Annotated in this window: 21 protein-coding genes and 1 pseudogene; 6 read left to right on the plus strand and 16 right to left on the minus strand. The window is 41.7% G+C overall.

Annotated features, from left to right (window positions below; translation table 11 throughout):
- The 6 genes from nuoG to ndhC form a co-directional block, all read right to left on the minus strand.
- Entirely contained in the window at window positions 1–2,682 is a 2,682-nt protein-coding gene (nuoG, locus tag FTV09_RS02975) for an NADH-quinone oxidoreductase subunit NuoG (RefSeq protein ID WP_067764686.1), read from the minus strand.
- 11 nt (window positions 2,683–2,693) lie between these two features.
- Window positions 2,694–4,025 carry an NADH-quinone oxidoreductase subunit NuoF gene (nuoF, locus tag FTV09_RS02980; RefSeq protein WP_067764689.1) on the minus strand — a complete coding sequence of 444 codons (1,332 nt, stop codon included), beginning with the start codon at window positions 4,023–4,025 and terminating at the stop codon, window positions 2,694–2,696.
- Complete coding sequence (nuoE, locus tag FTV09_RS02985) at window positions 4,022–4,531, minus strand: NADH-quinone oxidoreductase subunit NuoE (protein ID WP_067764692.1); 510 nt, start codon at window positions 4,529–4,531, stop codon at window positions 4,022–4,024. The genes nuoF and nuoE overlap by 4 nt, the downstream gene beginning before the upstream one ends.
- Before the next feature lie 14 nt (window positions 4,532–4,545).
- Entirely contained in the window at window positions 4,546–6,333 is a 1,788-nt protein-coding gene (gene nuoC, locus FTV09_RS02990; RefSeq protein WP_067764696.1) for an NADH-quinone oxidoreductase subunit C/D, read from the minus strand.
- 87 nt (window positions 6,334–6,420) lie between these two features.
- A complete protein-coding gene (locus FTV09_RS02995; protein WP_067764700.1) occupies window positions 6,421–7,098 on the minus strand; it encodes an NADH-quinone oxidoreductase subunit B family protein in 678 nt (225 codons plus the stop codon).
- Between the two features lie 6 nt (window positions 7,099–7,104).
- On the minus strand, window positions 7,105–7,653 hold the full coding sequence (gene ndhC, locus FTV09_RS03000) for an NADH-quinone oxidoreductase subunit A (RefSeq protein ID WP_067764703.1): 549 nt from the start codon (window positions 7,651–7,653) through the stop codon (window positions 7,105–7,107).
- Between the two features lie 569 nt (window positions 7,654–8,222).
- On the opposite strand from ndhC, the gene FTV09_RS03005 reads away from it, so the two are divergent.
- Window positions 8,223–8,579 carry a hypothetical protein gene (locus FTV09_RS03005; protein ID WP_067764706.1) on the plus strand — a complete coding sequence of 119 codons (357 nt, stop codon included), beginning with the start codon at window positions 8,223–8,225 and terminating at the stop codon, window positions 8,577–8,579.
- A gap of 93 nt (window positions 8,580–8,672) precedes the next feature.
- On the opposite strand, the gene bfmS is transcribed toward FTV09_RS03005, so the two are convergent.
- On the minus strand, window positions 8,673–10,340 hold the full coding sequence (bfmS, locus tag FTV09_RS03010) for a sensor histidine kinase BfmS (RefSeq protein ID WP_067764708.1): 1,668 nt from the start codon (window positions 10,338–10,340) through the stop codon (window positions 8,673–8,675).
- Between the two features lie 45 nt (window positions 10,341–10,385).
- Window positions 10,386–11,102 carry a response regulator transcription factor BfmR gene (bfmR, locus tag FTV09_RS03015; protein ID WP_067764711.1) on the minus strand — a complete coding sequence of 239 codons (717 nt, stop codon included), beginning with the start codon at window positions 11,100–11,102 and terminating at the stop codon, window positions 10,386–10,388.
- 588 nt (window positions 11,103–11,690) lie between these two features.
- On the opposite strand from bfmR, the gene FTV09_RS03020 reads away from it, so the two are divergent.
- The 4 genes from FTV09_RS03020 (at window position 11,691) to FTV09_RS03035 (ending at window position 17,688) form a co-directional block, all read left to right on the plus strand.
- A complete protein-coding gene (locus FTV09_RS03020) occupies window positions 11,691–14,522 on the plus strand; it encodes a ribonucleoside-diphosphate reductase subunit alpha (RefSeq protein WP_180056671.1) in 2,832 nt (943 codons plus the stop codon).
- A 411-nt stretch (window positions 14,523–14,933) separates the two neighbouring features.
- On the plus strand, window positions 14,934–16,217 hold the full coding sequence (locus FTV09_RS03025) for a ribonucleotide-diphosphate reductase subunit beta (protein WP_180056673.1): 1,284 nt from the start codon (window positions 14,934–14,936) through the stop codon (window positions 16,215–16,217).
- A 180-nt stretch (window positions 16,218–16,397) separates the two neighbouring features.
- A complete protein-coding gene (locus tag FTV09_RS03030; protein WP_067764751.1) occupies window positions 16,398–17,006 on the plus strand; it encodes a DUF805 domain-containing protein in 609 nt (202 codons plus the stop codon).
- Window positions 17,007–17,088: 82 nt separating this feature from the next.
- The gene (locus FTV09_RS03035) at window positions 17,089–17,688 is read left to right on the plus strand and encodes a DUF805 domain-containing protein (protein ID WP_180056676.1); all 600 of its coding nucleotides are present in this window, start codon (window positions 17,089–17,091) and stop codon (window positions 17,686–17,688) included.
- Window positions 17,689–17,728: 40 nt separating this feature from the next.
- Here the strand turns inward: FTV09_RS03035 and FTV09_RS17900 are convergent, their stop codons facing one another.
- The 3 genes and pseudogenes from FTV09_RS17900 to FTV09_RS03050 all read right to left on the minus strand — a co-directional run bounded on the left by FTV09_RS17900 (window position 17,729) and on the right by FTV09_RS03050 (window position 20,252).
- Window positions 17,729–18,142: a TM2 domain-containing protein gene (locus FTV09_RS17900; protein WP_213029713.1), complete on the minus strand. Its 414-nt coding sequence runs from the start codon at window positions 18,140–18,142 to the stop codon at window positions 17,729–17,731.
- Window positions 18,143–18,238: 96 nt separating this feature from the next.
- Window positions 18,239–19,404 (minus strand): annotated as a pseudogene (locus tag FTV09_RS03045) (low temperature requirement protein A).
- Between the two features lie 176 nt (window positions 19,405–19,580).
- Window positions 19,581–20,252, minus strand: coding sequence for an HAD-IA family hydrolase (locus FTV09_RS03050; protein WP_180056678.1), 672 nt, complete (start codon window positions 20,250–20,252; stop codon window positions 19,581–19,583).
- A gap of 94 nt (window positions 20,253–20,346) precedes the next feature.
- On the opposite strand from FTV09_RS03050, the gene FTV09_RS03055 reads away from it, so the two are divergent.
- On the plus strand, window positions 20,347–21,117 hold the full coding sequence (locus tag FTV09_RS03055) for a hydroxymethylpyrimidine/phosphomethylpyrimidine kinase (RefSeq protein WP_180056680.1): 771 nt from the start codon (window positions 20,347–20,349) through the stop codon (window positions 21,115–21,117).
- Window positions 21,118–21,200: 83 nt separating this feature from the next.
- Here the strand turns inward: FTV09_RS03055 and FTV09_RS03060 are convergent, their stop codons facing one another.
- From FTV09_RS03060 to FTV09_RS03080, 5 genes are all read right to left on the minus strand, one after another.
- Window positions 21,201–22,253: a DUF1176 domain-containing protein gene (locus tag FTV09_RS03060; protein ID WP_180056682.1), complete on the minus strand. Its 1,053-nt coding sequence runs from the start codon at window positions 22,251–22,253 to the stop codon at window positions 21,201–21,203.
- 88 nt (window positions 22,254–22,341) lie between these two features.
- Window positions 22,342–24,252 (minus strand): AI-2E family transporter, encoded by a 1,911-nt coding sequence (locus tag FTV09_RS03065; RefSeq protein WP_373687685.1) that lies wholly within the window; start codon window positions 24,250–24,252, stop codon window positions 22,342–22,344.
- Window positions 24,168–24,770, minus strand: a complete 603-nt coding sequence (locus tag FTV09_RS03070; protein ID WP_180056684.1) for an AI-2E family transporter — start codon at window positions 24,768–24,770, stop codon at window positions 24,168–24,170. Before FTV09_RS03070 ends, FTV09_RS03065 begins: the two co-directional genes overlap by 85 nt.
- A 141-nt stretch (window positions 24,771–24,911) precedes the next feature.
- Window positions 24,912–25,358 carry a nuclear transport factor 2 family protein gene (locus FTV09_RS03075; RefSeq protein ID WP_218950134.1) on the minus strand — a complete coding sequence of 149 codons (447 nt, stop codon included), beginning with the start codon at window positions 25,356–25,358 and terminating at the stop codon, window positions 24,912–24,914.
- A 4-nt stretch (window positions 25,359–25,362) separates the two neighbouring features.
- Window positions 25,363–26,025 (minus strand): DUF2939 domain-containing protein, encoded by a 663-nt coding sequence (locus FTV09_RS03080; protein WP_180056686.1) that lies wholly within the window; start codon window positions 26,023–26,025, stop codon window positions 25,363–25,365.
- Window positions 26,026–26,155 lie beyond the last annotated feature (130 nt).

The raw sequence follows: 26,155 nt of genomic DNA on the forward strand, positions 1-26,155 counted from the left end.
TTACACTCCTACCGCGACTGAAACAGGTTCTGCAAGCGATACTGTAGGTGCAATACCCACTGGATAACCGATATAACCTGTTGGTAAGTATTCAATCACTTGAACTGGAAGAACGATTTCAGCTTCACCAGTTTTCACTGTGATCTTCTGACCATCTTGAACATTCAAACGAGCAGCATCTTGTTCACCCACAGCAAACATTGCTTCTGGAATACGTGATTCCATCGCAGGCGTTTTCACTGTAAATTCACCTGAAGCGAAAATATGGTGCATTGGTACAAGACGGAAGCTTTCAGGGTTTGCAACCACTGGCGCTGGCGCTACAAATGTACGTGCAGGACGTTTTACTAGGCGATCGAATAAACGAATACCAGCATCACCACCTTTTAAGTGACCCCCCACGTTGTCTTGGAATTTATTCCAAGCTTGTGGTGAGTTCCAACCTGCAGACCAAGCAAATGGTACAAGTGCAGCTGGAGTTTGGTTACCTACATAACCTTCCATTGAGAACGTCAACGCAGAGTCTTTATCGACTGGTTGCTTAGGTTCGTGAATAGAAAGTGGTGCACGCATTGCAGTACGACCAGAGTAACGACGTGGTTCACGAGCTACTTTAAGACCATGTACACGGAAGCCCGCATTTGGTGCTACATCTTGAATCGCTTCAAGTGCAGGTACGTTTTTCGCAACTGACTCGATGACGTCATCAAGTAATGTCCAAGAAATTGCCTTACCTTTAAGACCTGTTTCTAGGGCATGTAACCAACGCCAAGATTCTTTAATCGCAAGTTCTGGTTTGTAGTAGCTTGGGTCATACACTTGGTAGAAACGTTGTGCACGGCCTTCTTGCGATACCACAGTACCATCACCTTCAGCGAAACTTGCAGCAGAAAGAACGATATCTGCTTTTTTCACAGTTTCAGTTTCAGAGTGATCTAATACAATCACATCTTTACCCGAAAGCGCTGCATTCACTTGCGCTGCTGGTAAACGACGATAAAGATCGTTTTCAACCACAATCACTGCATCAAAATCTTGTGCAAATGCTTGCTCAAGGCTTTGACCACCCAAGATTGCCAAGCCCATTGAGTTCACTTCAGGAACAGTCAATGTCAAACCTGCATTTGAACCAAGGTTTTGTGCAACTTGCGCTGCTGCTTCCATGATTGATGCGTCTTGTAAGCTTGTACCAGAGATGATCAATGGTTTTTTCGCAGCTTTTAAGGTGTCAGCAATGGTTTGTGCAAATGCTTTAGCATCATCAGCAAGACCAGTAATGCTCTCGCCTGCTACTGCTGCAGCAACCGCAAAACCTAAACGCGCGATGTCGTTAGGAGAAGCCACCACTTCACCTGTTGCAACGTCAGCTAAACGTGTTTGAGTCGCAGCAAGAATGTAGATTGGAGATTTTTCATCTTGACCAATACGTTGTACAGGTTCAGCCAACCATTCTTGAGTACGGCGCTCTGCTGCCATTTCTTTGGCTTTGTTTTTCGCCGCTTGACGAACAGACAATGCCATACGTGGCGCAGTTTGGGTTAAATCTTCACCCAAAATTAGCACTGCATCATAGCTTTCAATTTCACGCATTGTTGGGTTGTAAACACCCTCTGTTTGCATGATTGATGCCGCTAACTCAACCAAGTTTTGCTCTTTTTGAGACATACCTGTTGAGTAGTTTTCCTGACCTACTAATTCACGAAGCGCGAAGTTAGATTCAAGTGATGCACGTGGTGAACCGATACCCAATACTTTTTTAGCTTGGATATTTTCAATCACGGTATCAAGTGCTTGATCTACAGAAACTGTAGTCACGTTGCCGGCAGTACGGAACTGCGGTTGACGTGGACGATCTGCACGGTTCACATAACCTGTACCGAAACGACCTTTATCGCATAGGAAGTATTGGTTCACGTCACCGTTAAAGCGGTTTTCTACACGACGTAGTTCGCCATAACGCTCACCCGGAGAAATGTTACAACCTGAAGAACAGCCTTGGCATACGCTTGGCGCATACTGCATGTCCCACTTACGGTTATAGCGTTCTGAGTGAGTTTTATCCGTGAATACACCTGTTGGACATACTTCAGTCAAGTTACCAGAGAATTCAGATTCTAAAGTTCCTGATTCTGGGCGGCCAAAGTAAACACGTGATGCACTTGCATAAACACCGAAGTCTGTACCACCAGCATAATCTTTGTAGTAACGAACACAACGGTAGCACGCGATACAACGGTTCATTTCGTGAGAAATGAATGAGCCTAACTCTTGGTTGTAATGCGTACGTTTTGTGAAACGGTAGCGACGACGATCATGCTGTGTCATCACAGTCATATCTTGTAAATGACAGTGACCACCTTCTTCACACACTGGACAGTCGTGTGGGTGGTTGGTCATTAAGAATTCTACAATTGAAGCACGGAAGTTTTTCGCTTCGTTATCTTCAATAGAGATATAGGTATTGTCAGCTGCTGGTGTCATACATGACATGACCAAACGACCACGGGTATCTTCCGGATTCGCATATTGAGTCACAGCACATTGACGGCAAGAACCGACAGAACCTAAGGATGGATGCCAACAAAAGTACGGGATATCAATACCCAAAGACAAACATGCTTGTAGCAAGTTCTCTGAGCCATTGACTTCGTACGATTTGCCATCGACATGAATTGTAGCCATAGTCGAATTCCTTAAACTTGTTCGGCGTTGCTAACTTGAGCAGCAGCATTCACTACTTTTGCTTCAAATTCGCCACGGAAATGTTTGAGCGCGCCCATAAGCGGTTCCATTGCACCCGGTGCATGGGCACAGAAAGTTTTACCAATCCAAAGCTTACGAGTAAGTTCTTGTAAGTGATCGATATCTTCTTTCTTACCTTCGCCATTTTCTAAAGCTTTTAATGCTTTAACAGCCCAAGGTAGACCATCACGGCAAGGCGTACAGAAACCACATGATTCACGCGCGAAGAATTCTTCTAAGTTACGTGTCGCAGAAACCATACACTGAGTTTCATCAACAACCATCAGCAAACACGTACCTAAACGTGAACCTGCTTTCATGATGCTCTCAGCATCCATAGGAAGATCGATGTGTTCAGCAGCAAGGAAGTCGGTAGACGCACCACCTGGCAACCAAGCTTTTAGTTTAAGACCATCACGCATACCACCAGCATGATCTTCAATCACTTCACGCGCAGTCGTACCAAATGGTAGCTCCCAAAGACCTGGGAATTTTACTTTGCCTGAAGCGCCGTAAATTTTTGTGCCTGGATCTTTCGACTTACCTTCAGATAAACCGATGTACCATTCAGGACCACGAAGCATAATTGCTGGTAAGTTGTTGTAAGTCTCTACGTTATTGACAATCGTAGGACGACCCCAAGCACCTGCAACTTGCGGGAATGGTGGTTTAGTACGTGGGTTTGCACGACGACCTTCAAGCGAGTTAATCAATGCAGTTTCTTCACCACAGATATAACGACCCGCACCGGTATGTACGTGTAAATCAAAGCTCCAACCTGTTCCTTGAATATTTTCACCCAAGTAACCTTTGGCACGAATTTGATCAAGCGCTTCATTTAAGTAGCCAGCAGCTTCGATGTATTCGCCACGGATGAAGATATAACCTTGTGTTGCTTCTAATGTATAAGCAGCAATCAACATACCTTCAATCAGTTGGTGAGGAAGTTTTTCCATCAACAAACGGTCTTTGAACGTACCTGGTTCCATTTCATCGGCATTACAGATCAGGTAACGTGGGCCTGAGTTATCGTTTGGTGCCATAAGCGACCATTTGATCCCTGCAGGGAAACCAGCACCACCACGACCTTTTACAGTCGCTGCTTTAATAACATCAAGCACTTCTTTTGGTTGCATGCCAATTGCTTTTTTAAAGCCAGCATAACCCTCAAGTGCTTCATAATCGTCTGCACTGCGTACGTGTTCCTGTTTACTCAAACGCCAAGTTAATGGGTGAGTTTCTGGGTTACCGTCGCCATAAATTGGTTTTGGTTCAGTATTCATACATACTTCTCCAATAACTGTTTAATTGAAGTCACTTCAACTAGACCGTGAGTGTCTTCGTCAATCATTAACGTCGGACCTTTATCACAGTTCCCCAAACAGCAAATTGGCAGTAGCGTAAAACGACCATCAGCAGTCGTTTGGCCAAATGAAATACCCAATTCACGTTGGAATGCTTCAGCAAGCGTTTCCGCACCCATCAAGAAGCAAGCGATCGAATCACATAATAAAATTACGTGACGGCCTACTGGCTGACGGTAAATACGGTTATAGAACGTTGCAACACCTTCTAAGTCTGCAAGAGTCATGCTAAGCATTTGTGCAATAGCATTCATCTGAGCATCATCTACCCAGCCATTACGGCGTTGTACACATTTCAATGCATCAAGACATGCTGCACGAGGGTACGGGTAGTGACCGATGTGATGTTCGATATCGTGGATTTCTTCCGCAGTTAAAATCCCTTCAACGTTCACACGCGGTTTTTTGTCAGTCAAAATCATCATAATGCGATTACCCCTTAGCGATCCACGTCAGCCATTACGACGTCAATTGTCGCTAAATAAATGATTAAGTCAGACATTAAGCTGCCGTTAATCACAGAAGGCATTTGCTGTAAATGCGTGAAAGTTGGTGTACGGATACGGGTACGGTAACTCATGGTTGACTTGTCTGAAGTCAAGTAGTAGTTCGACGCGCCTTTTACCACTTCCGCCATTACAGAGCTTTCGCCTGCTGGCATTACAGGACCCCATGACACGCTCAAGAAGTGCGTAATCAAAGTTTCGATGTCTTGTAAAGTCTTGTCTTTTGGTGGTGGAACAGCCAGTGGATGGTCTGCTTTATGTGCACCAGAAGGCATGTTATCTAAACATTGCTTGATGATTTTTAGTGATTCTTCAATTTCACGGAAGTGAACAATCACACGCGCATAAGCATCGCCTTCGTACTCAAGTGGTACATCGAAGTCGTAGTTTTCATAACCACTATAAGGGCGGTACTTACGTACGTCGAAATCAATACCTGTTGCACGTAGACCAGTACCTGTTACACCCCAAGCCAATGCAGATTTTGCATCGTACTGAGCAACGTTACGGGTACGACCAATGAACACTGAGTTTTTCAATGCTGCTGTGTAGTACTCGTTCATACGCTTCGGCATCCAGTCCAGGATTTCGCGAATGAGGTGCTGCCAGTTGTTTGGCAAGTCGTGAGCAGTACCACCGATACGGAACCATGCTGGGTGCATACGGTAGCCTGTGATCGCTTCGATTGCGTCATAGATTTTTTGACGATCGGCGAACATATAGAATACAGGTGTCATACCACCAGCATCCTGAATTGCTGTACCAATGAACAATAAGTGGTTATTGATACGGAACAATTCAGACATCATGACACGGATACATTGCGCGCGGTCTGGAACAGTGATGCCTGCCATTTGCTCTACGCCAAGTACGTAAGGCATGTTTTGCGCACAACCACCTAAGTAGTCAACACGGTCTGTATACGGAATGAATGAATGCCAAGTTTGACGCTCAGCCATTTTTTCCACGCCACGGTGGTGATAGCCGATATCAGGCACACAGTCTTTCACTTCTTCACCGTCCAACTGCAAGATCACACGGAATGCACCGTGCGCAGATGGATGGTTAGGACCCAAGTTTAGGAACATGAAGTCTTCGTCATCATTGCCGCGCTTCATACCCCAATCTTCAGGTACAAAACGAAGATGTTCTTGTTCGTAATCCTGTTTCGCTTGGTTCTGCATATACGGTGTGTATTCAGTCGCACGCGCAGAATATTCTTTACGAAGTGGATGACCTTCCCAATAGGTTGGCAACAAGATACGACGGAGCATTGGATGCCCTTCGAAATTGATACCAAACATGTCGTAAGCTTCACGTTCATACCAGTTGGCATTCGGCCAAATGTTAGTCGCAGTCGGAAGATTTACATCATTTTCAGACAACGCAACTTTAATACGGATATCCGAGTTACGTTCAAGCGATAACAAATGATAGAACACAGTGAAGTCAGACGCAGGTAGACCATCGCGGTGCGTACGTAAACGTTCATCTACCGCAGACAAGTCAAATAGCATCACGTATGGACGTGACACTGTGCGCAAGAACATTAAAACTTCTTGTACACGTGCGCGCTCAACCCAGACTGTTGGAAAGTCTTCAAAAGTCGTTTGCACGTAGAAGTTCTCACCAAACTTGGTTTTGAGCTCTTCTACAATTGCAAATGCAGGGCGTGAATCAACAGGCGTTGATTCTGGCATAGCAATGTCAGTTTCAGCCATTAGCTTGGCTTCCTATTTAATACAAATTCAGTCAATCAAAACGACAATTACACCCAGACCGGGTGTATCAATATTTCATCGTAAAGATTATTTAATTTCATCCATTGAGCGCAGGTTTTTCACCGCAATACGCTCTGCATTTTTACGGTCACGTTCTGGCATCATCTTTGGCTTATACACTGGCTTAAGATCATCACCAATAACCGCAGAAAGTGGTCGGCGCTCAAGTTGAATCTGGTCTTGCAATAACATCAATGCCTGAATTAAAGCTTCAGGACGTGGTGGGCAACCTGGGATATATACATCGACAGGGATGATTTTATCCACACCTTGTACAACTGAATAAATGTCGTACATACCACCAGAGTTTGCACATGCGCCCATTGAGATTACCCATTTAGGCTCAAGCATTTGCTCGTACAAACGTTGAATTACAGGCGCCATTTTCATGAAGCAAGTACCTGCAACAATCATCAAGTCAGCCTGACGTGGTGAAGCACGAATAACCTCGGCACCAAAACGTGACAAGTCATGCACGCCTGTTAAAGTCGTTGCATACTCTACGTAGCAGCACGATGTACCAAAGTTAAACGGCCAAACTGAGTTCTTACGACCCCAGTTTACTGCTGTATGTGCCACGTCCTCTAAACGAGTCATGAACACATTTTTATTCACTTCTTCTTCAAGCGGATCTGTAACGATTTGACGCTCTTGAAGTGGATATTGGTCAGCATCCGGATTCGCACGGGTTAAGGTATATTTCATCCCGTATTACTCCTTGTCAGATGATGCAGTCGGTGATTTAGGTTTCACACGACCAGATGATTGCGCTGGAATTTGACCCGTAGGGTCCATAACCAACTCTTCAATAGAGTTAAAGCGTGTGATTTCTGCGATGTCCATATTTGGCGAACCAACTTTAGGTTTAATTCCGGCCGCTTTACGTTTGTCAGAAGGTGACCAATTTAAACCACCAGTAGACAACTCATAAACCAAACCAGCAAGTAAAACTAAAATAAAGACTGCTGCAGCTGCAAAACCAACCCAACCTGTCTCACGAACAGATGATGCCCATGCATAAAGGTAAAGTGCTTCGATATCAAACACGACGAAGAAAATTGCAACTAAATAGAATTTCGCAGACAAGCGAATACGTGCACCACCAGCACCTACTACACCTGACTCAAACTGCTCTTGCTTAGCACGACCCCATGATTTACCCCCAAGGAGTAAAGGGACGGTCAGCATAAAGACGCAAAGGAATGTAACGCCGATCACGAAGGCAATAATTGCCCAATCGTATGGAGTAATGGCACTCATGCGGGGATAACTCCTGGCAGGCCTATTTATTAACAAAGAATGTATGTATTGGCCTTCAAATACACCAAACACAAAATTAATCCCGCCAATTGTACCTGATTGACACGGCTTGTTGCTAGCTTATCGGTATTCGTCTTTAGGATGATTTTTTAATCATTTCAGCATTAAAGTCAGCTTTACTCCCTTAAAATTAGGATTGATCGCTTATATGAATTAAATTTAAATTTTTTATTATTTTTTCTACTTAGTGGATTTTTTACAAAAATTATGACTGGCTAGTTTTATTAAAAAAGGCGCATGAATTAAGTAGGATTACTTCTTTTTGCAAGAATTGATGAAATAGACTATTTATTTTCTAAATACAAGTTACACCTATTTTCGATGAATTACTGAACAAATTAAGTTGTTCATCGGCACAAAAAAAACATCCCTCCCGTTTAGCCTTGGAAATCTCCTATTTACTCAAATTGGGCTTTGTTGTGGATTTTTTGCAACACTTTGACATCCAATTTAAAGAGTGTGATATTGGTAGATAAAACACAATAAGCAATCACAACGGAGAGACAATAATGACTTTAGAATTCACGCATAAACCGGATTATTTTCTATCTGCGCAGCTTGTGATCCATCATATTAAAAACTATTTAGAAAAGCACCCAGATGCTCAGAATGCGATTTTTGATTTACGCGATGTTTATGAATTACTTCGCCAAGACTTTGCTTCTGCAACCACTAATTTAAACGGTATTATGAACATTGCAGATGAATATAAGCTCGAAACTTTAAATGGCGATCAAAAGCTCATTAGTAATTATTCAATTGATGCCAAAAATAATTCACTATTAATTGATTTCAATGCCGATGCTCTCGCGGCTTTAAAAGATGGCAAGCCCATTATTGAGCCAGATGCAACAATTACCGAATAAGTTTATTTAATTCAATAAAGCCAATATAAAAAAGCCATTCAAAATTGAATGGCTTTTTTAAAGTCTTAAATAAAATGATAAGCAATCACGTCTTTAATTTGCATCAGGCTCGTTTGAATCCTTCAACTCTGCTTTACGCTTGGATTGCTTTTTAAAACGTGTAGCAGGCCAACGCATTGTGAAACGTGCCCCACCCAACTCAGGGCTTGCATCAATCACCACCGTACCACCAAACCAATAGGCAATACGACTCACAATGGAAAGTCCGAGACCATAACCACCCGATGCACGAGTACGACTATCATCTAGACGCGCAAAAGCATCAAAAATACGCTGACGATCTTCTTCTGGAATACCAGGCCCATCATCCTCTACACAGATATAGGCCATTCCATCATCATCAACACCACCACTCATCAATACGCGATCATCACAATAACGCACCGCATTACCGACCAAGTTTTGAATCACACGGTGCAAATAACGACGTTCGGTTTCAACAATCACACCTATAGGTGGAGCTTGCAGCTCAAGCTGTTTGCCGGTTTTGAGTGCCTCAGTTTCAATCAATACTTGATCCAACACTTCAAACAGACTGACATCTTCAAATTCTAAAGATGGCATGCCCTGCTCAAGTTTGGCATAAGTCATGATTTCATCAATTAAAGTATTCAGCGCTTCAATATCTTTATCAATCTGTTCGACTTGCTGCTGACGATAGTCATAATCATCTTCATCCGCCATCATTTCTACGCCAAAGCGAATACGCGCAACAGGTGTCCGCAACTCATGCGATACCGCACGCATTAATTCACGTTGCGCCTCAATTAAACGCTCAATATGGTCAGACATCGAGTTATAGCTCGACGCCAAAGTACCAAACTCATCTGTACCATCTACAGGTAGACGTACAGTTAAATCACCACCCTTCATTTTATTCAATGCATAATTTACTGCACGCAGTTTGCGCTGCATTGGAATTAACAAACCATACACACCCAAGCTCAAGACAAACAAGCTAAGCAAGGTGATCCCTGCTGCCAATTGGAATGGCATCCAATTAAATAGCGGCACAGGCCCCATAACCAAAACTTCAGAGGTTGAGCTTGGAATAGGTGAAACGATTGAAATCGTTGTACCACGCTCAGTTGCACTATCACGATATAAAATAATGCTGTGATCGAGTCTGAGACGGCCTATTTGTTCCGAATCTAGTGGTAAATTTTGAACACTCTGAATGGAAATAGGATAAGAAAAATGATGCTGAATTTTTTCTAAATACTGCTTTTCTTGACCAGGGTAATAAACCAAATAATCAAGAATGAAGACAGGCAATGCCTTCATCTGGCGTTCGGTAATATTATCAGCCTTGATATAAAGCAAATGCTCAGGGTCGTCTTTTAAACCCAAAATAATATATGCAGCCGTGGTTTGTGCATCCCAACGAACAACAGCTTTACGCTCTTCAATTCGTTTGGATTCCGCACGGGTTAAATCGACTTGATTCGACTTAACATAATAGATGGGCAACTCAAGCAAATCCGATGCATCAGACACCCAATCTGACTTTTGCTGCTCATTTGGCTGACGCGCTATGCCTTCACTAATAATAAAGGCAAGCCCATCGGTAAGAGACTCACGATACTCTTGCGCGCGCTGGTAATTAATAATTTGTACCAGCAAATAGCCGAATGTTGCGACGAGAAAGACTAATATCAGTAGTCCTGCATAGACGCGCAAGAATATGCTGTGTTTAAACACGTATGAAGTGTCCTACATGGCCAAAGTGTGGTTCGGCATTTTACATTAAATGCCGTTGGTTTCTTTCACAAATAAGTAACCTTTACTACGTACGGTTTTAATACGTTTCGGGTTTTCTGGATCATCACCAATTTTTGGACGAATACGTGAAATACGTACATCGATTGAACGGTCTTGACCATCGTACTCAATACCACGTAGACGCTCAAAAATATCTTCACGAGATAAAATGCGACCCGCATTTGAAGCCAACAACCACAACAAATCGTATTCTGCACTTGTGAAATCAACCAATTCGTTATTCAGCGTTACTGAACGACCACCATTATCAATAACCAGGTCATCAAATTCGATACGCTGTGCAACTTCATCTTCAGGTGCTTTGTCTGTACGGCGTAATAATGCACGGATACGCGCAAGCAATACACGTGGTTGAACAGGTTTAGCGACATAGTCATCTGCACCCATTTCTAGACCCAATACTTGGTCCATATCTTCAGTACGTGCAGTCAACATTAAAATTGGTTGATGGTAGTGTGGACGAACTTCACGGCAAATGGTTAAACCATCTGCACCAGGAAGCATCACATCAAGCAATACCATATCTGGTTGTTCAGCGATAATACGGCGGATTGCACGGTTACCGTCTGGTTCTACCCCAACTTCAAGTCCATTACGGATTAAGTATTCCTGAGTTAAACGAGCGAGACGCTCATCATCTTCAACAATTAAAATTTTAGGTAACTTTTCTTCTTGGCTCATTGACTGCCCCTTATTTGGTGGGCGTATCCTATTTGAAATCCGATAGATACGCTTAAATATAATTTGCAATATACACACGTTTACATTGTAAACAAGATGACATTCACGAAACTGATACATCAATATCGTATTTTGTAATAATTTTTAACCAGCCAATTTATGTGAATTGATTCACTATTCATTTATTTGATGCATTGCTCACATAATCAACAAATTAAAAATTAGTAAGATTTTGATCGCATAAAAACTGACTAGTTAATTCACAAGTTTTTCTGGGTTTATTTAGTTATCCACAATGTTATCTATAAGCACAATTTTCTGACTTTGCTATGCTATGCCCTTGTCCAATAAGGCATATACAACAAAGATAAAAAACAGGGATTTTGACGCAACGGAAAGCTGTTCAAACTGACCAAACTTTTTAGATGAATGTCAATATTGATCTACCCTAAATTTTCCCGTATCTTGTGTTCAATTAATTTTAAACCACTAGGTCTTGTGTTTAAACCTCAAACACTGTGGCATAGTTTTTGCCCAGTTCAAACGGTCCATAACATAAAAATAGATGACAAATGGAGCTATGCTAGCATGAGCGTAACGAATTCAACCCCTGGTCAAATTCAGGTGATTAAACGCACCGGTGACGTTGCACCTTTTGACGCAGAAAAAATATCTGTCGCAATTGGTAAAGCATTTTTGGCCGTTGAAGGCCAGCAAAGCGCTGACTCCAGCCGTATTCACGACCGTATTTCTCAATTGACTGAAATGGTATTGAATACTTTTAACCGCCGTTTACCTTCTGGCGGTACAATCCATATTGAAGAAATTCAGGATCAGGTTGAACTTGCGCTTATGCGTACAGGTGAGCAAAAAGTTGCTCGCTCTTACGTGATTTACCGTGAGCAACGTGCTGAAGCGCGTAAACAAACAGGTGCAAATCACCACCCTACACTTCAAGTGACTGGTTCAAATGGTCAACTTAAACCACTTGATCTTGGTGCTTTAGAAGCAAGCATTGCGAAAGCTGCTGAAGGTTTAGAAGGTATCGATGTTCAAGCGATCATCGATGAAACTGTAAAAAACCTTTACAACGGCGTAAAAGAGTCTGACATCTCTACAACCATGATGATGGCAACTCGTACCCGTATCGAACAAGAACCTAACTACACGTATGTGACTGCACGCTTACTTCGTAACGACCTTGTTGCAACCGGTTTAGAATTCTTAGGCTTAGCTGCTGACACCAATGAAGCAGATGCACTTGAAACTTTCTTGAAGAAAGGTATCGAGTTAGATCTTCTTTCTCCAGACTTATTAAACTTTGACCTTGCAAAATTGGCTGCGGCGATTCAACCAGAACGCTCTAACCAATTTACTTACTTAGGTCTACAAACATTATTTGACCGTTACTTCATCCACTCGGATGGCGTACGTTTCGAATTACCGCAATTGTTCTTCATGCGTGTTTCGATGGGTCTTTCGCTAAATGAACAAGATAAAGAAGCTCGTGCAATCGAGTTCTACAATTTGTTATCTAGCTTCGACTACATGGCATCTACACCAACACTATTTAACTCAGGTACTTTACGTCCACAGTTATCTAGCTGCTACTTAACTACAATTGCCGATGACCTTTACAATATTTATGGCGCTATGCGTGATAACGCAATGTTGTCTAAATGGGCAGGCGGTTTAGGTAATGACTGGACACCTGTTCGTGCATTGAACTCTTATATCAAAGGCACAAACGGTAAGTCTCAAGGTGTTGTACCTTTCCTTAAAGTTGCCAACGATACTGCCGTTGCAGTAAACCAAGGTGGTAAACGTAAAGGTGCAGTATGTGCATACCTAGAAACTTGGCACTTGGACATTGAAGAATTCCTAGAGCTTCGTAAAAACACGGGTGATGACCGTCGTCGTACGCATGACATGAACACAGCAAACTGGGTTCCTGACTTATTTATGCAACGTGTGTTTGAAGATGCTGAATGGACACTATTCACACCATCTGAAACACCTGACCTGCATGACTTAACAGGTAGCGAGTTTGCAGAACGCTATGCTTACTACGAAGGCATTGCGAAAGAAACCAACATGCTTCATAAGAAAATCCGTGCGAAAGACTTATGGCGCAAAATGCTTTCTATGTTGTTCGAAACTGGTCACCCTTGGATCACATTTAAAGACGTATGTAACTTACGTTCTCCACAGCAACACGTGGGCGTTGTTCACTCATCGAACTTGTGTACTGAGATCACACTCAATACAAACCAAGACGAAATCGCGGTATGTAACTTAGGTTCGATCAACCTTGTACAACACGTTCAAGGCGGCGTACTAGATCGTGAAAAACTTGCGCGTACAGTAAAAACTGCTGTTCGTATGCTCGATAACGTGATCGACATTAACTACTACGCTGTTCCTCAAGCGCGTAATTCGAACTTGAAACACCGCCCAGTTGGTATGGGCATCATGGGCTTCCAAGATGCACTATATGAAATGAAGATGGCTTACGGTTCTGATGCTGCTGTAGAGTTTGCAGACGAATCTATGGAAGTGATTTCTTACTACGCAATTCAAACGTCTAGCGACCTTGCAATTGAACGTGGTACTTACGAAACATTTAAAGGTTCATTGTGGGATCAAGGTATCTTACCAATCGACTCTTTAGACATCGTTGCGAAGTCTCGTCCAGACCGTATGTTCGAAGTTGACCGTACACAACGTTTAGACTGGGACACTTTACGTGCCAAAGTTCAAAAAGACGGTATGCGTAACTCAAACGTAATGGCGATTGCTCCGACTGCAACCATTTCGAACATTTGTGGTGTGTCTCAATCAATCGAGCCAACATTCCAAAACTTGTATGTGAAATCTAACCTTTCTGGTGAATTCACAGTGATCAACCCTTACCTAGTTCGTGCATTGAAAGACCGTGGTCTTTGGGACTCTGTAATGGTAAATGACCTGAAACACTTCGAAGGTTCGGTACAAAAAATTGCACGTATTCCTGAAGAGCTTAAAGCAATCTTCGCGACTGCGTTCGAAGTTGAGCCACGTTGGATTGTTGATGCTGCATCGCGTCGTCAAAAATGGATCGACCAAGCTCAGTCTCTTAACCTTTACATCTCTGGTGCAAACGGTAAGAAACTAGATATGACCTACAAAATGGCGTGGTTACGTGGTCTTAAGACGACTTATTACCTACGTGCATTGGGTGCTACATCTGCTGAAAAATCAACCATTAACACTGGTGCATTAAATGCAGTGAAACCAACAACAGTTGCAGCACCTGTTGCTGCGGTTGCAAAAGAAGAACCTAAAGCTGAAGCTACTGCTGAAGAAGAAGGTTTTGGTCAAGCAGCACCAGTGCCAATGGCATGTTCAATTGACAACCCTGATTGTGAAGCTTGTCAGTAATCTGACAGGTTTTAATCCCCCTAAATCCCCCTTTGTAAAGGGGGACTTCCTAAAACCCTTTTGGATTCAAGGAAGCCCCTCTTTTTTAAAGAGGGGTTTGGGGAGATTTAAAAATTAAAAATAAATAAAGGACTTCCACCATGCCACATATGACGCATAACTATCAGTTAGGGTTAATTGCCTTGGTGGTTTCCTTTATTTTGACTTTTTATGTCCCGATCGCCTATTTCTGGTTTAAGGCATATAAAACGCGTAATCAAAATAAGTAGTGGGGATATTTGCTCTACCGAATAAAATTAGAGCATCCATCGACAAAACTTGATTTTGCTTACTCAAATTGAGCGTATAGTAGGACATCTCAGCGTGACTGGATGTCTATAAAAGATATAAAGCAACGTAGAGAGAATTGATATGTCTATCCTAAGTTGGGACGATTTCGAAGATGATGAACCGAAACAAGCTGCACAAGCTAACCAGCCTGCGCCCGTCGAACCGAAGAAAACGACTGATTCGCAAGTGGTATCTAATGCACAGCACTCATCGCCGAATTTGGCAGCTGCACAACCCACTCGAACCAATTCAAGTCGAGCAACAGATCCAACCGATCCGTTGGCAAGAGCATCTAACGCCTTAGAAAATCTAGATGTTGCACCTGGCTTAGAAGAGCTTGAAATGGGTGCTCAGCGTGTTCAAGTTGATGATAAAGCGATGATCAACTGCCGCGCCGACTTAAACCAACTTGTACCATTCAAATACGAATGGGCTTGGCAAAAGTACCTAGACGGATGTGCAAACCACTGGATGCCTCAAGAAGTCAACATGACTCAAGACATCGCATTGTGGAAGTCTGAAAATGGTTTAACTGAAGATGAACGTACTATTGTAATGCGTTCACTTGGTTTCTTCTCGACTGCTGACTCATTGGTTGCAAATAACCTGGTTCTTGCAATCTACCGTCACATTACTAACCCAGAATGCCGTCAGTACATTTTGCGTCAGTCTTTTGAAGAAGCGATTCACACCCACGCTTACCAATACTGTATCGAATCTTTAGGTATGGATGAAGGCGAAGTCTTCAACATGTATCGTGAAATTCCATCAGTTGCACGTAAAGCGGCTTGGGGGCTGAAATATACTCAGTCTTTAAGTGATCCCACTTTCAAAACAGGTACACCTGAAACTGACCAAATCTTGCTTCGCAACTTGATCGCTTTCTACTGCGTGCTTGAAGGTATCTTCTTCTACTGTGGTTTCAGCCAAATCTTGTCTATGGGTCGCCGTAATAAGATGAATGGTGTTGCCGAGCAATTCCAATACATCCTACGTGATGAGTCTATGCACTTGAACTTTGGTATCGACATGATTAACCAAATCAAGATTGAGAACCCTCACCTATGGACTGCTGAGTTCCAAGAAGAAATCGTTCAGATGATTCTTGAAGGTACAATGCTTGAAATTGAATACGCACGTGACACTATGCCACGCGGTGTATTGGGTATGAATGCAGCGATGATGGAAGAATACTTGAAGTTCATCTGTAACCGTCGTTTAAGCCAATTAGGCTTACCTGAACAATTTGCTGGTGTGAATAACCCATTCCAGTGGATGTCAGAAATGATGGACTTACGTAAAGAGAAGAACTTCTTCGAAACTCGCGTAACTGACTACCAAACTGGTGGCGCGTTAAGCTGGTAATAATTTACTCAGTAAAATGCAAAAAAAGCGGAACCAATGTGTTCCGCTTTTTTATATAAAAAGAATCTCAATACAACAGCTTAAAAAGATATTTTGTTTGAATTTTAAACAAATCTGCTATGATAAATCAGTAAAAAATACATCATTTTCAAAATAACGCACATAATAATAGAGGTAAAAATGAAAGGTCAAATTCTAGATTATTCAATTCAAACCAATTTAGGCATTATCACCGCCGATGACCAAAAGCGTTATGAATTTACAGGGGCAGAATGGCGAGGACAAAATACGCCAAAACGTGGTGATCATGTTGACTTCGACATTAATCCTGAAGGAAAAGCGGTACAGGTATTTACTGCCTTAAGCAGTTCAAATCCAATCTACAACTTAACCGAACAGCTTGATAAAATATCAAACCAAGACCAAGCAGAGTCACAATTTAATATGATTGATTGGTTTGTAAAATGCCTTAAAAACTATGCCAATTTCACAGGCCGTGCACGTCGTAAAGAGTTTTGGTTTTTTACGCTAGTGCAATTCATCATACTCATCATCGCTCAAATCATTGATTCTGTCATCGGAACCGAGTTTGTACTTTATGCCCTCATCGTATTGGCATTATTAATTCCGAGTTTAGCTGTTTCTGTACGTCGTCTACATGACTTAAGCAAATCAGGCTGGTGGTATCTCATTGCGTTAATTCCCCTGATTGGTGCAATCATCCTTATTATCTGGTTTGCTACCGAAACAAAAGCTGAAGTCAATCAATGGGGACAACCTGCAAAATAGCTAAAAAATATAGAGAGGTGTTCACACTCACCTCTTCATTAAAATGTAAATTTAATTTTTAACACCATAACTTGAGAATAATATGAAGGGTCAAATATTAGATTTTTCAATTCAAACTAATACAGGCATTATTAGTGCTGAAGACCAAAAACACTACTCGTTCACTGGTGCTGATTGGCATGCTCAAAGGCCTCCTATGCGAGGCGACACTGTTGACTTTGCAATAGATGAAACTGGCCAAGCTGTGCAAGTTTATATTGCGTTACAGCAAAATTCGTTTCAGCACAATGCTCAACCCAATTTTAGCGAAGAAGAGGAAAATTACGATTTCTTTGCGTGGTCTTTTAAACCACTCAAGCAATTTGCTGTTTTTGAAGGTCGATCTCGTCGCAAAGAGTTTTGGTACTTTTGGTTATTTTGTATGTTAGTCACTGTCCTTGCTTCCGTTTGTGATTATATTATTGGTAGTGACCCTTGGCTAGAAAATATCTCAAGCTTAATTTTATTGGTTCCAAGTTTAGCAATTGGCGCACGACGCTTACATGACACTGGACGTTCTGGTTGGTGGCAACTTTTAATGTTAACCATTATTGGTTTTATTCCTCTTATTATCTGGTGGGCAACCGATACCAAAGCGGAAAATAATCAATGGGGACAACCCGCTCGTGATCTTCAAATATAAAAAGGCGCTTCAAGCGCCTTTTACATTTTCAAGATTCAATTTAGCCATATTTGCGTGCAAAGTCTTCATCAGATGTACATAGATAAATAATGAACTCAATAAAAGCGACAATTGAAGGAATAAATGTCCAACAAAATAACAGGTAAACAATACCCCAACCTATTCGCCCTAAATAAAACTTGTGAATCCCGAAACCGCCGAGAAAAAAAGCCAAAATTGCTGCCACAATGCGACTCTTTTGACCATATTGTGTTCCCAACGCAGAAGGTACAGCAACTAAATAAATATTTGTAGCTTGCCCAATTCCATTCGTCTCAAAATCAACAAATTGCCCGCGTGCTGGAGCATTTTGGCCTTTCCAATCACTCCCCGTAAAGTGGTAACGATTTTGATCATCACCACTAATTACCCCCGTATTGCTTTGGACGGAAAAATCCAATATTTGCCCTTTCATACAACCATCCTCTCGTTATTCTCTTTTTCTATTGTCTTTATCGTAAGTATTTAAAATAACACAAAGACATATTAATTAAATTATATCATTAGCTTATCATGCTAAATAACATTTAGAAAACATCAATCGCAGTGCATAGACCACAGCCATCGCAAAAATGGCATAGCCTGCTGGCTTAAGCAATAATGGGATACACAGCACTATCACGACAGTTAAAGGATAGAGAATTTTTTCCATCCATGCTGGTGATGTAACTCATGCAATAAATACAAACTGGTGGTATAGAGTATTAAACTAATCGCCACAAAGTAGCTTTCTTTTTCCGAACTAATCATCGCTTCATGAGAAACCACATCGACTGCCGCGGCCAAACCTGCACCAATCGCAGCAATACTAATAAAGACAAAGAAATGCCCATAACCCCATGTGAAAGCCATTTTTCTGCTGTTCAGTCGCTCTGCGATACTAGTATCGAAGTACGACCACCACATAGTGAACATCATCATCAAACCACCCACCATCAGAAAAATGAGTTCAGTACTAAAGCGTTGATTATTTAGCGCATCAGCCATTGCCAATGAGCAACCGACAATAGACTCACCTAACACGATAATCGTCAGCAATGAATAGCGTTCTGAAATATGATGCGCATGCCATGGCGTCATATTGTGGGATTCAGCAAAAATCGGTACACACAGTTCAGCAATAGCAAGTAAAACAAATAAATAAACACTAAAATGAATGGGCGAAAAATGGAAAAATAGCCATCCAATTTGAACAAGGATGATGCCAAAGGCATAACGTAGTGCTGTTTTACGACGTGCTGTATCACTTCTCGCAACACGAAACCACTGTGTCACCAAGCCTAGACGCATGATGGCGTAACCAATAATAATTACATCAAAATCTTGCTGCTGAAATGCACTCGGTATGCCCGCTGCAATGACCAATGAATCAATGATCTGCACAAAGGTGAGAATTCGATAAAGTGCATCATCATTATCATAAGCCGATGCAAACCAACTAAAATTCATCCATGCCCACTACAAAGCAAAAAAGACCATGCCATATAGTGTTAGACCCTGTGCCAAATGATTTTCAATAATGGCGTGATGTAATTGTTGCCCTGCTGTCGCAATGGCAACCACAAAGATTAAATCGAACAGTAATTCTAATGAAGTCGCAACACGGTGTTTTTCATGCGGGTCGCGTGGAAAAAGTGGTTTTAGCCATTCTTGGGGTAATTGCAGCGACTTAGACATGCATTATCAGCTTTGTTGTTTTATGTCTGAATTTTTTCAAAAGCATGATATAGATACAAGGCTGTTTACAAAACTTTATGCTGCTCTTTTCTTACATCTAATGAAATATAAATTTCGAGTGAAGTTATAAATAGTTTTATGTAAATAGCGACCTAAGCCGCTATCCATAAGAATGTTCAAGATACCTTGGCTTGATTCAAGACTGCGACCATATCTGGTAAATCACTAAATGTATGAATAATTTTTGCAGGCTCGGCATGTTGAATCTCTTCACTACCACCATAACCATAGCTCACAGCAATACCCTGAATTTGATTGCGGCGCGCGCCTAAAATGTCATATTCACGGTCACCAACCATCACACATTCAGCAGCATGAAGCTGTTCTTGCTGCAAAATATATTCAATCAAATCACCTTTATTGGTACGTTCACCATTCAGCTCACTACCATAAATTACCTTAAAATATTGGGCTAAATCAAAATGTTCCAATATTTGGCGGGCATAAACCGTTGGCTTTGCTGTTGCAACATACAAATGGAAACCTTGCTGCGTTAATTGCGCTAAAGTTTCAGCGACACCGACATAGACTTTATTTTCATACAAACCGGTCACAGCAAACCGTTCACGGTAACCTTGCAAAGCTTGATCAGCCAACACATCAGACACGTCCACGTTCAAAAGTTTAGCTAAAGATGCTTTAAGAGGCGGGCCAATAATCCAGTCAATATTCAGATCTTCAGCTATAGGATGCCCAATTTTTTCCAGGCCATAACGCGCCGAAGTAGTAATCCCAACTTTAGGATCGGTTAATGTTCCATCTAGATCGATCAATATATTCTTAATCACAGACTCTACCCTATTCACTTCAGCAAAAAGACTATCGAGTGTTGACCCGATTTTGCCTATACTATCGCAAATTTAATATTTTAAGGACATCATTGTGCGCCCTACAGTACTTTGCTTTTCTGGTCTTGATCCATCAGGTGGTGCTGGCCTCCAAGCCGATATTGAAGCAATCGGTCAAAGTGGTGCACATGCCGCAATTGCCTGTACCGCATTAACCGTTCAAAATTCACAGCAGGTCTTTTCTTTTGAAGCGACACCTCGTGAATTATTGCTCGCTCAAGCCAATGCTGTGGTCGGTGATCTGCCTATTCGCACTGTAAAATCAGGTATGTTAGGAACCACTGATAATATTGCTGCGCTTGCTAATTTTCTTCGTGAACATACCGAGTATAGTTATGTGCTCGACCCTGTATTAGTCGCAAATAGTGGTGGTTCATTGGGAGACCAAGCAACCCTTGTGAAAGCTTTCATTGAGTTGATTCCACTGGCAACAATTATTACTCCAAATACAGTTGAACTGAGAGCTTTAACTGGAGAACAAGATATTCAAGTAGCAACTGCTAAGCTATTTGAAATGGGAGCGAAAGCAATATTGGTCAAAGGCGGTCATGAAGATACCCCTGACTACATTCAAAATAGTTTATATATGAATGGCGAGCTTGTTTCTGAAACGCGTTGTCCGCGTTTAGCCGATGAATATCATGGATCAGGCTGCTCCTTAGCCAGCTTTATTGCAGGTCGTTTGGCTCAAGGGGATGCATTAAAAACTGCCGTTCATCATGCTGAAACATGGTTATTTGGTGTGTTGAAAAATGCCGAATCCCCTGTCGAAGGTGGACAAAAAATCCCGAAACGATTTGGCTGATCTATTCATGTAAAGTCATATTTAAAGTCAAAGCCCTAAATGCATTTAGGGCTTTTTTATTCTCATTACAGCTGATTACTCAGCTAAGAGCTAAGCTGAACACGATAAATGAGTGTTGGAATATCCCACGCACCGCCAGCAAATCCACGGCACATTTCGGTACGTGCTTGATAGGTTTTAATAAAGCGCTTGCCCGTCCAAGACCATTCTTCCACACTGTTACAATCACCAATACCACGACCACGTTGATTTGAAAAAATTTGACCTTCACTAAAACTACTGCCAGTCCCTGTGACCATTTGCTTAACTTGCTTCAACTGGCGATCCATCACCCAATAGCCATTGCCAACATTATAAGCACCCCGCCAACATGGCACTTCAACCACGGCATATTGACTGTTTAAAGGAAAGATCACGACACGATCATCCGCTGAAAAGTTCGTATCAAAGACCAAAGGGCAATCTTCTACTGTTGTTGTATTCTTAATTTGCTTGAATATTTGTTTTGAGGTTGCGGAATGAATTAAGTGCCGCGCTTGCAAACCCTTTACATAGCTATTTATATTCACTTTGGGAATGTTTTTTGGCTTTAAAACTTGATCTGAAGAAGCTGTGCTTTTACGTAATAAGGCAGAATTTGTCCCTATACGCTTTTGAAAGTCATCCATTCTCAGCAGTACTGCACTTGCACCATCGACAGATAAAGCCCAAGTAAACTTATTCCATTTCCACAGAATTGGCTCTTTACCCTGCAAGGCTTGTATTAATTTCTGAGTTTGAGCAATGCTTAACTGACCTTCATCTGTTTTGCTGTCTATTTTGACAAAACCAAACGATTGTCCCGCTATAAAAAGTTGTAATTGTTTTAGCTCTCGACCAAAAGCTTCACGATCAATTTTAACACGCGCACTGACCTGCGCTTGTGCCCCAGCCGCACGTTGCAGTAACACTGAAATACTATGGCTTTGATTATCTGCTTGATAACCTGCTACACGACAAGTCCCAGTATTATCACAGGCAATCTCCCAATCCTTATGGGAAAAATAATTACCCTGTATCTGAGCATGGCTCAAAACACTGCCGAATGCCGCTGCTAGGCCAAACAGGCATTGCCATATGAAATTATTATTTTTCATGCCCTTGGCTCAAATTTTATAACCTCTTCCATGGTAAAACTGTTTGCCTATAAACACCAGCAGAAAAGTTATTTTTGCGATGTCGGGCTTAGCTATCTCTAGACTGCTGTAAAGCCTCTAGCTTTTCGCGGCGCAATTTTTCATTGCTCAATGTCTGCATTAAATCGGCAGCCAAACCTTTGAGTAAGTTCATATCATCTTCAGTCATGCTTTGTGGTTCATGATCTAGCACGCAAAAACTTCCCAAGGCAATTCCATCACTATTGCGTAAAGCAACCCCCGCATAAAATCGAATACGATTATGTAATAACTCAGGTAAGTGAGCGAAACGAGGATCTCGTTGTAAATCGTGAATGATTAAGCTTTCATTTTGATACACCAAATGGCTGCAAATCGCATCATGCTTCGATTGGCGTACCTGCATCGGTTGATCACTCGCTTTAGCCAACAAACTCCCCGGTGTATAGACCCAGTCTTCTTTAACCCATGAGATTTGTGCATATTTCACATCAAAAGCTTGTCGTGCCTCTTCAATATATTGCTCAAACAATGGCAAATTACGTTCATCCAATACATTTAAATCCTGCAAAGCTTTCAAGCGTATAGCTTCTTCCTTAGGATCAGGCTCATCTAACCACAATTCACCTTGTCTCATTTGTAAGGCATCTATACTGAGCAATAAGTCATTCAGATTATTCACTACTGCATCCACATCAAACTTGGCTTTGATTTCATCTAATTGCTGAATGTCGGCACAACTCCATAACGCGATAATCAGTTTTTTATCGGGAAATTGACGGCGAATGATATGGCTTAATAAACGAATTTGCGCCTCAGGTGCGGTGTGGAAAATTGAAATACACACGATCTGAATGCTGTCACTCATTTTGACAAAATTAGCCTGTTGACTTTGAATTAACACTTCATCAAATGCTTGTGCAGCAACACCGCGCACATTTAAACCATGCGCCAACATTGAAGAAACTTGCACGTCTATTTCCCAACGCGCACCGGCACAATAGACTTCAGCTTCAGTACTACTCGGCTTAAATGGATAAGCGTGCTGGAATTGTTGATTAAACAGTTTTAGACCTTGATGTAGGCTCAATCGATGCTCTGCACTGGCCTCGGTATTATGACCTTTTGAAAAAATGCGTATCGCTGGGATCGCCACTTGATCGTAAAAGGCATTAATACGGCGCACCTTTAGCTCTTCTGTGGCATTTTTCGGCAATTTCTCATTGATAAATCCCTGCGCGACATCCATTGCATCTTGTACGTCATCGGCAACTAAACGCTGATAAAAACGCTCATAAGGAGTTAATGCCGGTGCATTACCAATTAATATTCTAAAGAAGCCTAAAGATGGCACATAATTCGAAAGCACCAATAAACATGCGGTGAGTGGCGTTGATAGAATCAGACCAATTGGTCCCCACAATGTAGTCCAAAAAGTTGCTGCCAAAATAATTGCTAAGGTAGAAAGTCCCGTACTTTCACCATATAACCAAGGTTCAATAATATTATTACTAATAAGTTCGAGTAATAAAATTAAACCAACTGTCCACAGCACCATATTCCATGTCGGATCAACTGCAAACGCTAGGGTAATTGGAAAAATTGCTGAAATCATCGGGCCGACATAAGGCACAAAACGCATCACAATCGCAACCATTCCCCACATGATTGCAGCAGGCACACCAATAAACCACAACCCCAATGCCATCGGAATGCCATAGGTGACATTCACCATCAATTGCATCCTTAAATAGGTTCCGATGCGATTAGCAGCCTCATCTAGAGCATCTGTGCCGATATTTAAGTTACCACCGAGCAATTTTAGAAAACGGTCATGCAGGTCTTTTCGATTGACCAAAATTAGAATCACAAACAGAAAAACAATACCGGCTGTAGCTAAAGGACTGAGTACTTTATCACTCCACGCCATTGCTGCTTCTGCGTTAGTTTGCTCTTGCCCGACCACTTTGACTTTTTGCACACCAGGTTCTTTTCCTCTGGAACTGCTTTATCAATCGAAGTTTCTACTGTATCAAGCGTGGTTTTTGCCCCATCCCAAACACTTGGTCCTTGGGTAAATTGACGAACTGAATTTAATTTCTTTTGAATAGTACCGTGATATTGCGGCAATTGCTGACTGAGCTGCCCCAACTGATAACCCAAATAGGTTGCAGCTCCTGAGAGTATTGCCAAAACCATCGTCACGACCAATATGATGGAAGGCATTTGCGGTAGTCCCCATTTGCGTAAACGCATAACTAATGGATCTACCAAAAATGCCAAAAGCACGGCCAAGGCCAAAGGAATTAAAATATCTTTGCCTAGGTACAGTGCCGCAATTACGATTGTGGAAATAATAAAGCCCGCAGTAATGCGAATGAGCTTTTGTAAATCGCCTTGAGGGGCAAGCTCTTGTTGTTGCAAGTCTTGCAAACTCTGTTGTACTGAATCCGTTTCAGTGGTGTTTTGTGGTCGAATTTTATTATTTTTATGATCCATTTTTATTGTCCTGAATCATGGGTTATTGTTTTTAATTTAGGCTGATAAAGCACAATTGAGTACAATATTCCTGTAATAATTTGCAAATAAAAAAGCATGCAGCACAAGCTCAGGTTCAAACTATAACTTGTGCTCGAACTTTTAAAAATGAATGGGTTTGCTTTGATGTGTTACTAAATCAACTGGGACAGATACATGTTGATGGACAATTCTCCACTTTCCTTTGGCTTTGCGCAGTCCCATACTGGAGCGACACCATGAATTCCCCGGCGTTGGAACGCCACTCATTTGATCAACCATAGAATAACAATGCACAAAAGCTAAGTGTTCATCCGTATGAATGACCACTTCACGACGAAAAACTTTAAGCCCTTCTCGGAAATAGTCACTATAGAATTCCCACATTTTTTGATAAGACATCAGTCCCTGCATTTGACAACTCGCATCAAAAAAACTCACATCAGCAGCACAGTATTCTGCAATTTTTTCAATATTTAATTGGCAAAGCACCTCATCCCAACTGTTTAAAAATGCTTTAATTTCTTCACCAGCAACAAGGTTGCCTACAACTTTGATTTGTTCTGACATATATTCATCCTTGAATAATTTTTGCCTTTGATACTTTCGTTTTGTACGGTAGTTGAATTGCCACTATTTTCCAACTTACACCGCTACGCTGCATACTAAAAATCGTAAATTGAGCGTTTTTTGCAGCCGAGCGAACAGGGACTTCTATATCAAAGCGATTCCATGCTCGATATTTTGTCGTTGGTCGTATTGCTTTTGGTTTCTGCCCAACTTGCAGATTTTCGACGGTCTTGTTGGGCTGAAAAGTAAATGAGGGTGATGGCTGATTTTTTTCTTGTGCAATTACCTCCTTGTTGAATGAATTAGACCAGTCCTGTAATTGCTCTAAATGTCGAAGTTCAGCGATGTTTACACTGTCTTTTATTGCTTGTCCTTGCATTAAAAGCATTAAGCTCGTCGGGTTAACGATCACCTCCACAGCAGCATCACTCAAATTCGCACTAAATGGCATCCCCCACTTTTGCACAAACTTAGGCATCTGATTCAACGCGAACTGCTGAACTACCCATTGTTGAATTTGCGGTTTAAGACTACTTTTTACTGCAGCATAATCGATATACTTTGAGATTTTTTCAGGTTGATTTTGCTCATAAGCTTGGTGTATTTGAAACAAAACCCAATAAGGGGATGCAAGCCAAATAAGCAACGTGAGTGCAAAAGCACTCACGAGACTATATACCCCTATTCGATGCTGTTTTATCATGATTCACCACACTTCAAGATGTAGTTCAGGTACATCCATATACCTTTGAATGCTGTATATTTTTCACTTTCATTCAGTCTAATTACAAAGCCTT

Source organism: Acinetobacter sp. YH12227, from assembly GCF_013417785.1.
Lineage (GTDB): Bacteria > Pseudomonadota > Gammaproteobacteria > Pseudomonadales > Moraxellaceae > Acinetobacter > Acinetobacter gandensis.

Bases quoted from the DNA above. Each gene is read 5' to 3' on its own strand.
- FTV09_RS03075 (WP_218950134.1), bottom strand. From the start codon at position 25,358: ATGTCAGAACAAATCAAAGTTGTAGGCAACCTTGTTGCTGGTGAAGAA.
- nuoC (WP_067764696.1), bottom strand. From the start codon at position 6,333: ATGGCTGAAACTGACATTGCTATGCCAGAATCAACGCCTGTTGATTCA.
- FTV09_RS03030 (WP_067764751.1), top strand. From the start codon at position 16,398: ATGAAAGGTCAAATTCTAGATTATTCAATTCAAACCAATTTAGGCATT.
- FTV09_RS03070 (WP_180056684.1), bottom strand. From the start codon at position 24,770: ATGGATCATAAAAATAATAAAATTCGACCACAAAACACCACTGAAACG.
- FTV09_RS03060 (WP_180056682.1), bottom strand. From the start codon at position 22,253: ATGAAAAATAATAATTTCATATGGCAATGCCTGTTTGGCCTAGCAGCG.
- ndhC (WP_067764703.1), bottom strand. From the start codon at position 7,653: ATGAGTGCCATTACTCCATACGATTGGGCAATTATTGCCTTCGTGATC.
- FTV09_RS03035 (WP_180056676.1), top strand. From the start codon at position 17,089: ATGAAGGGTCAAATATTAGATTTTTCAATTCAAACTAATACAGGCATT.
- nuoE (WP_067764692.1), bottom strand. From the start codon at position 4,531: ATGATGATTTTGACTGACAAAAAACCGCGTGTGAACGTTGAAGGGATT.
- FTV09_RS03005 (WP_067764706.1), top strand. From the start codon at position 8,223: ATGACTTTAGAATTCACGCATAAACCGGATTATTTTCTATCTGCGCAG.
- nuoG (WP_067764686.1), bottom strand. From the start codon at position 2,682: ATGGCTACAATTCATGTCGATGGCAAATCGTACGAAGTCAATGGCTCA.
- FTV09_RS03025 (WP_180056673.1), top strand. From the start codon at position 14,934: ATGTCTATCCTAAGTTGGGACGATTTCGAAGATGATGAACCGAAACAA.
- FTV09_RS17900 (WP_213029713.1), bottom strand. From the start codon at position 18,142: ATGAAAGGGCAAATATTGGATTTTTCCGTCCAAAGCAATACGGGGGTA.
- FTV09_RS02995 (WP_067764700.1), bottom strand. From the start codon at position 7,098: ATGAAATATACCTTAACCCGTGCGAATCCGGATGCTGACCAATATCCA.
- bfmR (WP_067764711.1), bottom strand. From the start codon at position 11,102: ATGAGCCAAGAAGAAAAGTTACCTAAAATTTTAATTGTTGAAGATGAT.
- nuoF (WP_067764689.1), bottom strand. From the start codon at position 4,025: ATGAATACTGAACCAAAACCAATTTATGGCGACGGTAACCCAGAAACT.
- FTV09_RS03020 (WP_180056671.1), top strand. From the start codon at position 11,691: ATGAGCGTAACGAATTCAACCCCTGGTCAAATTCAGGTGATTAAACGC.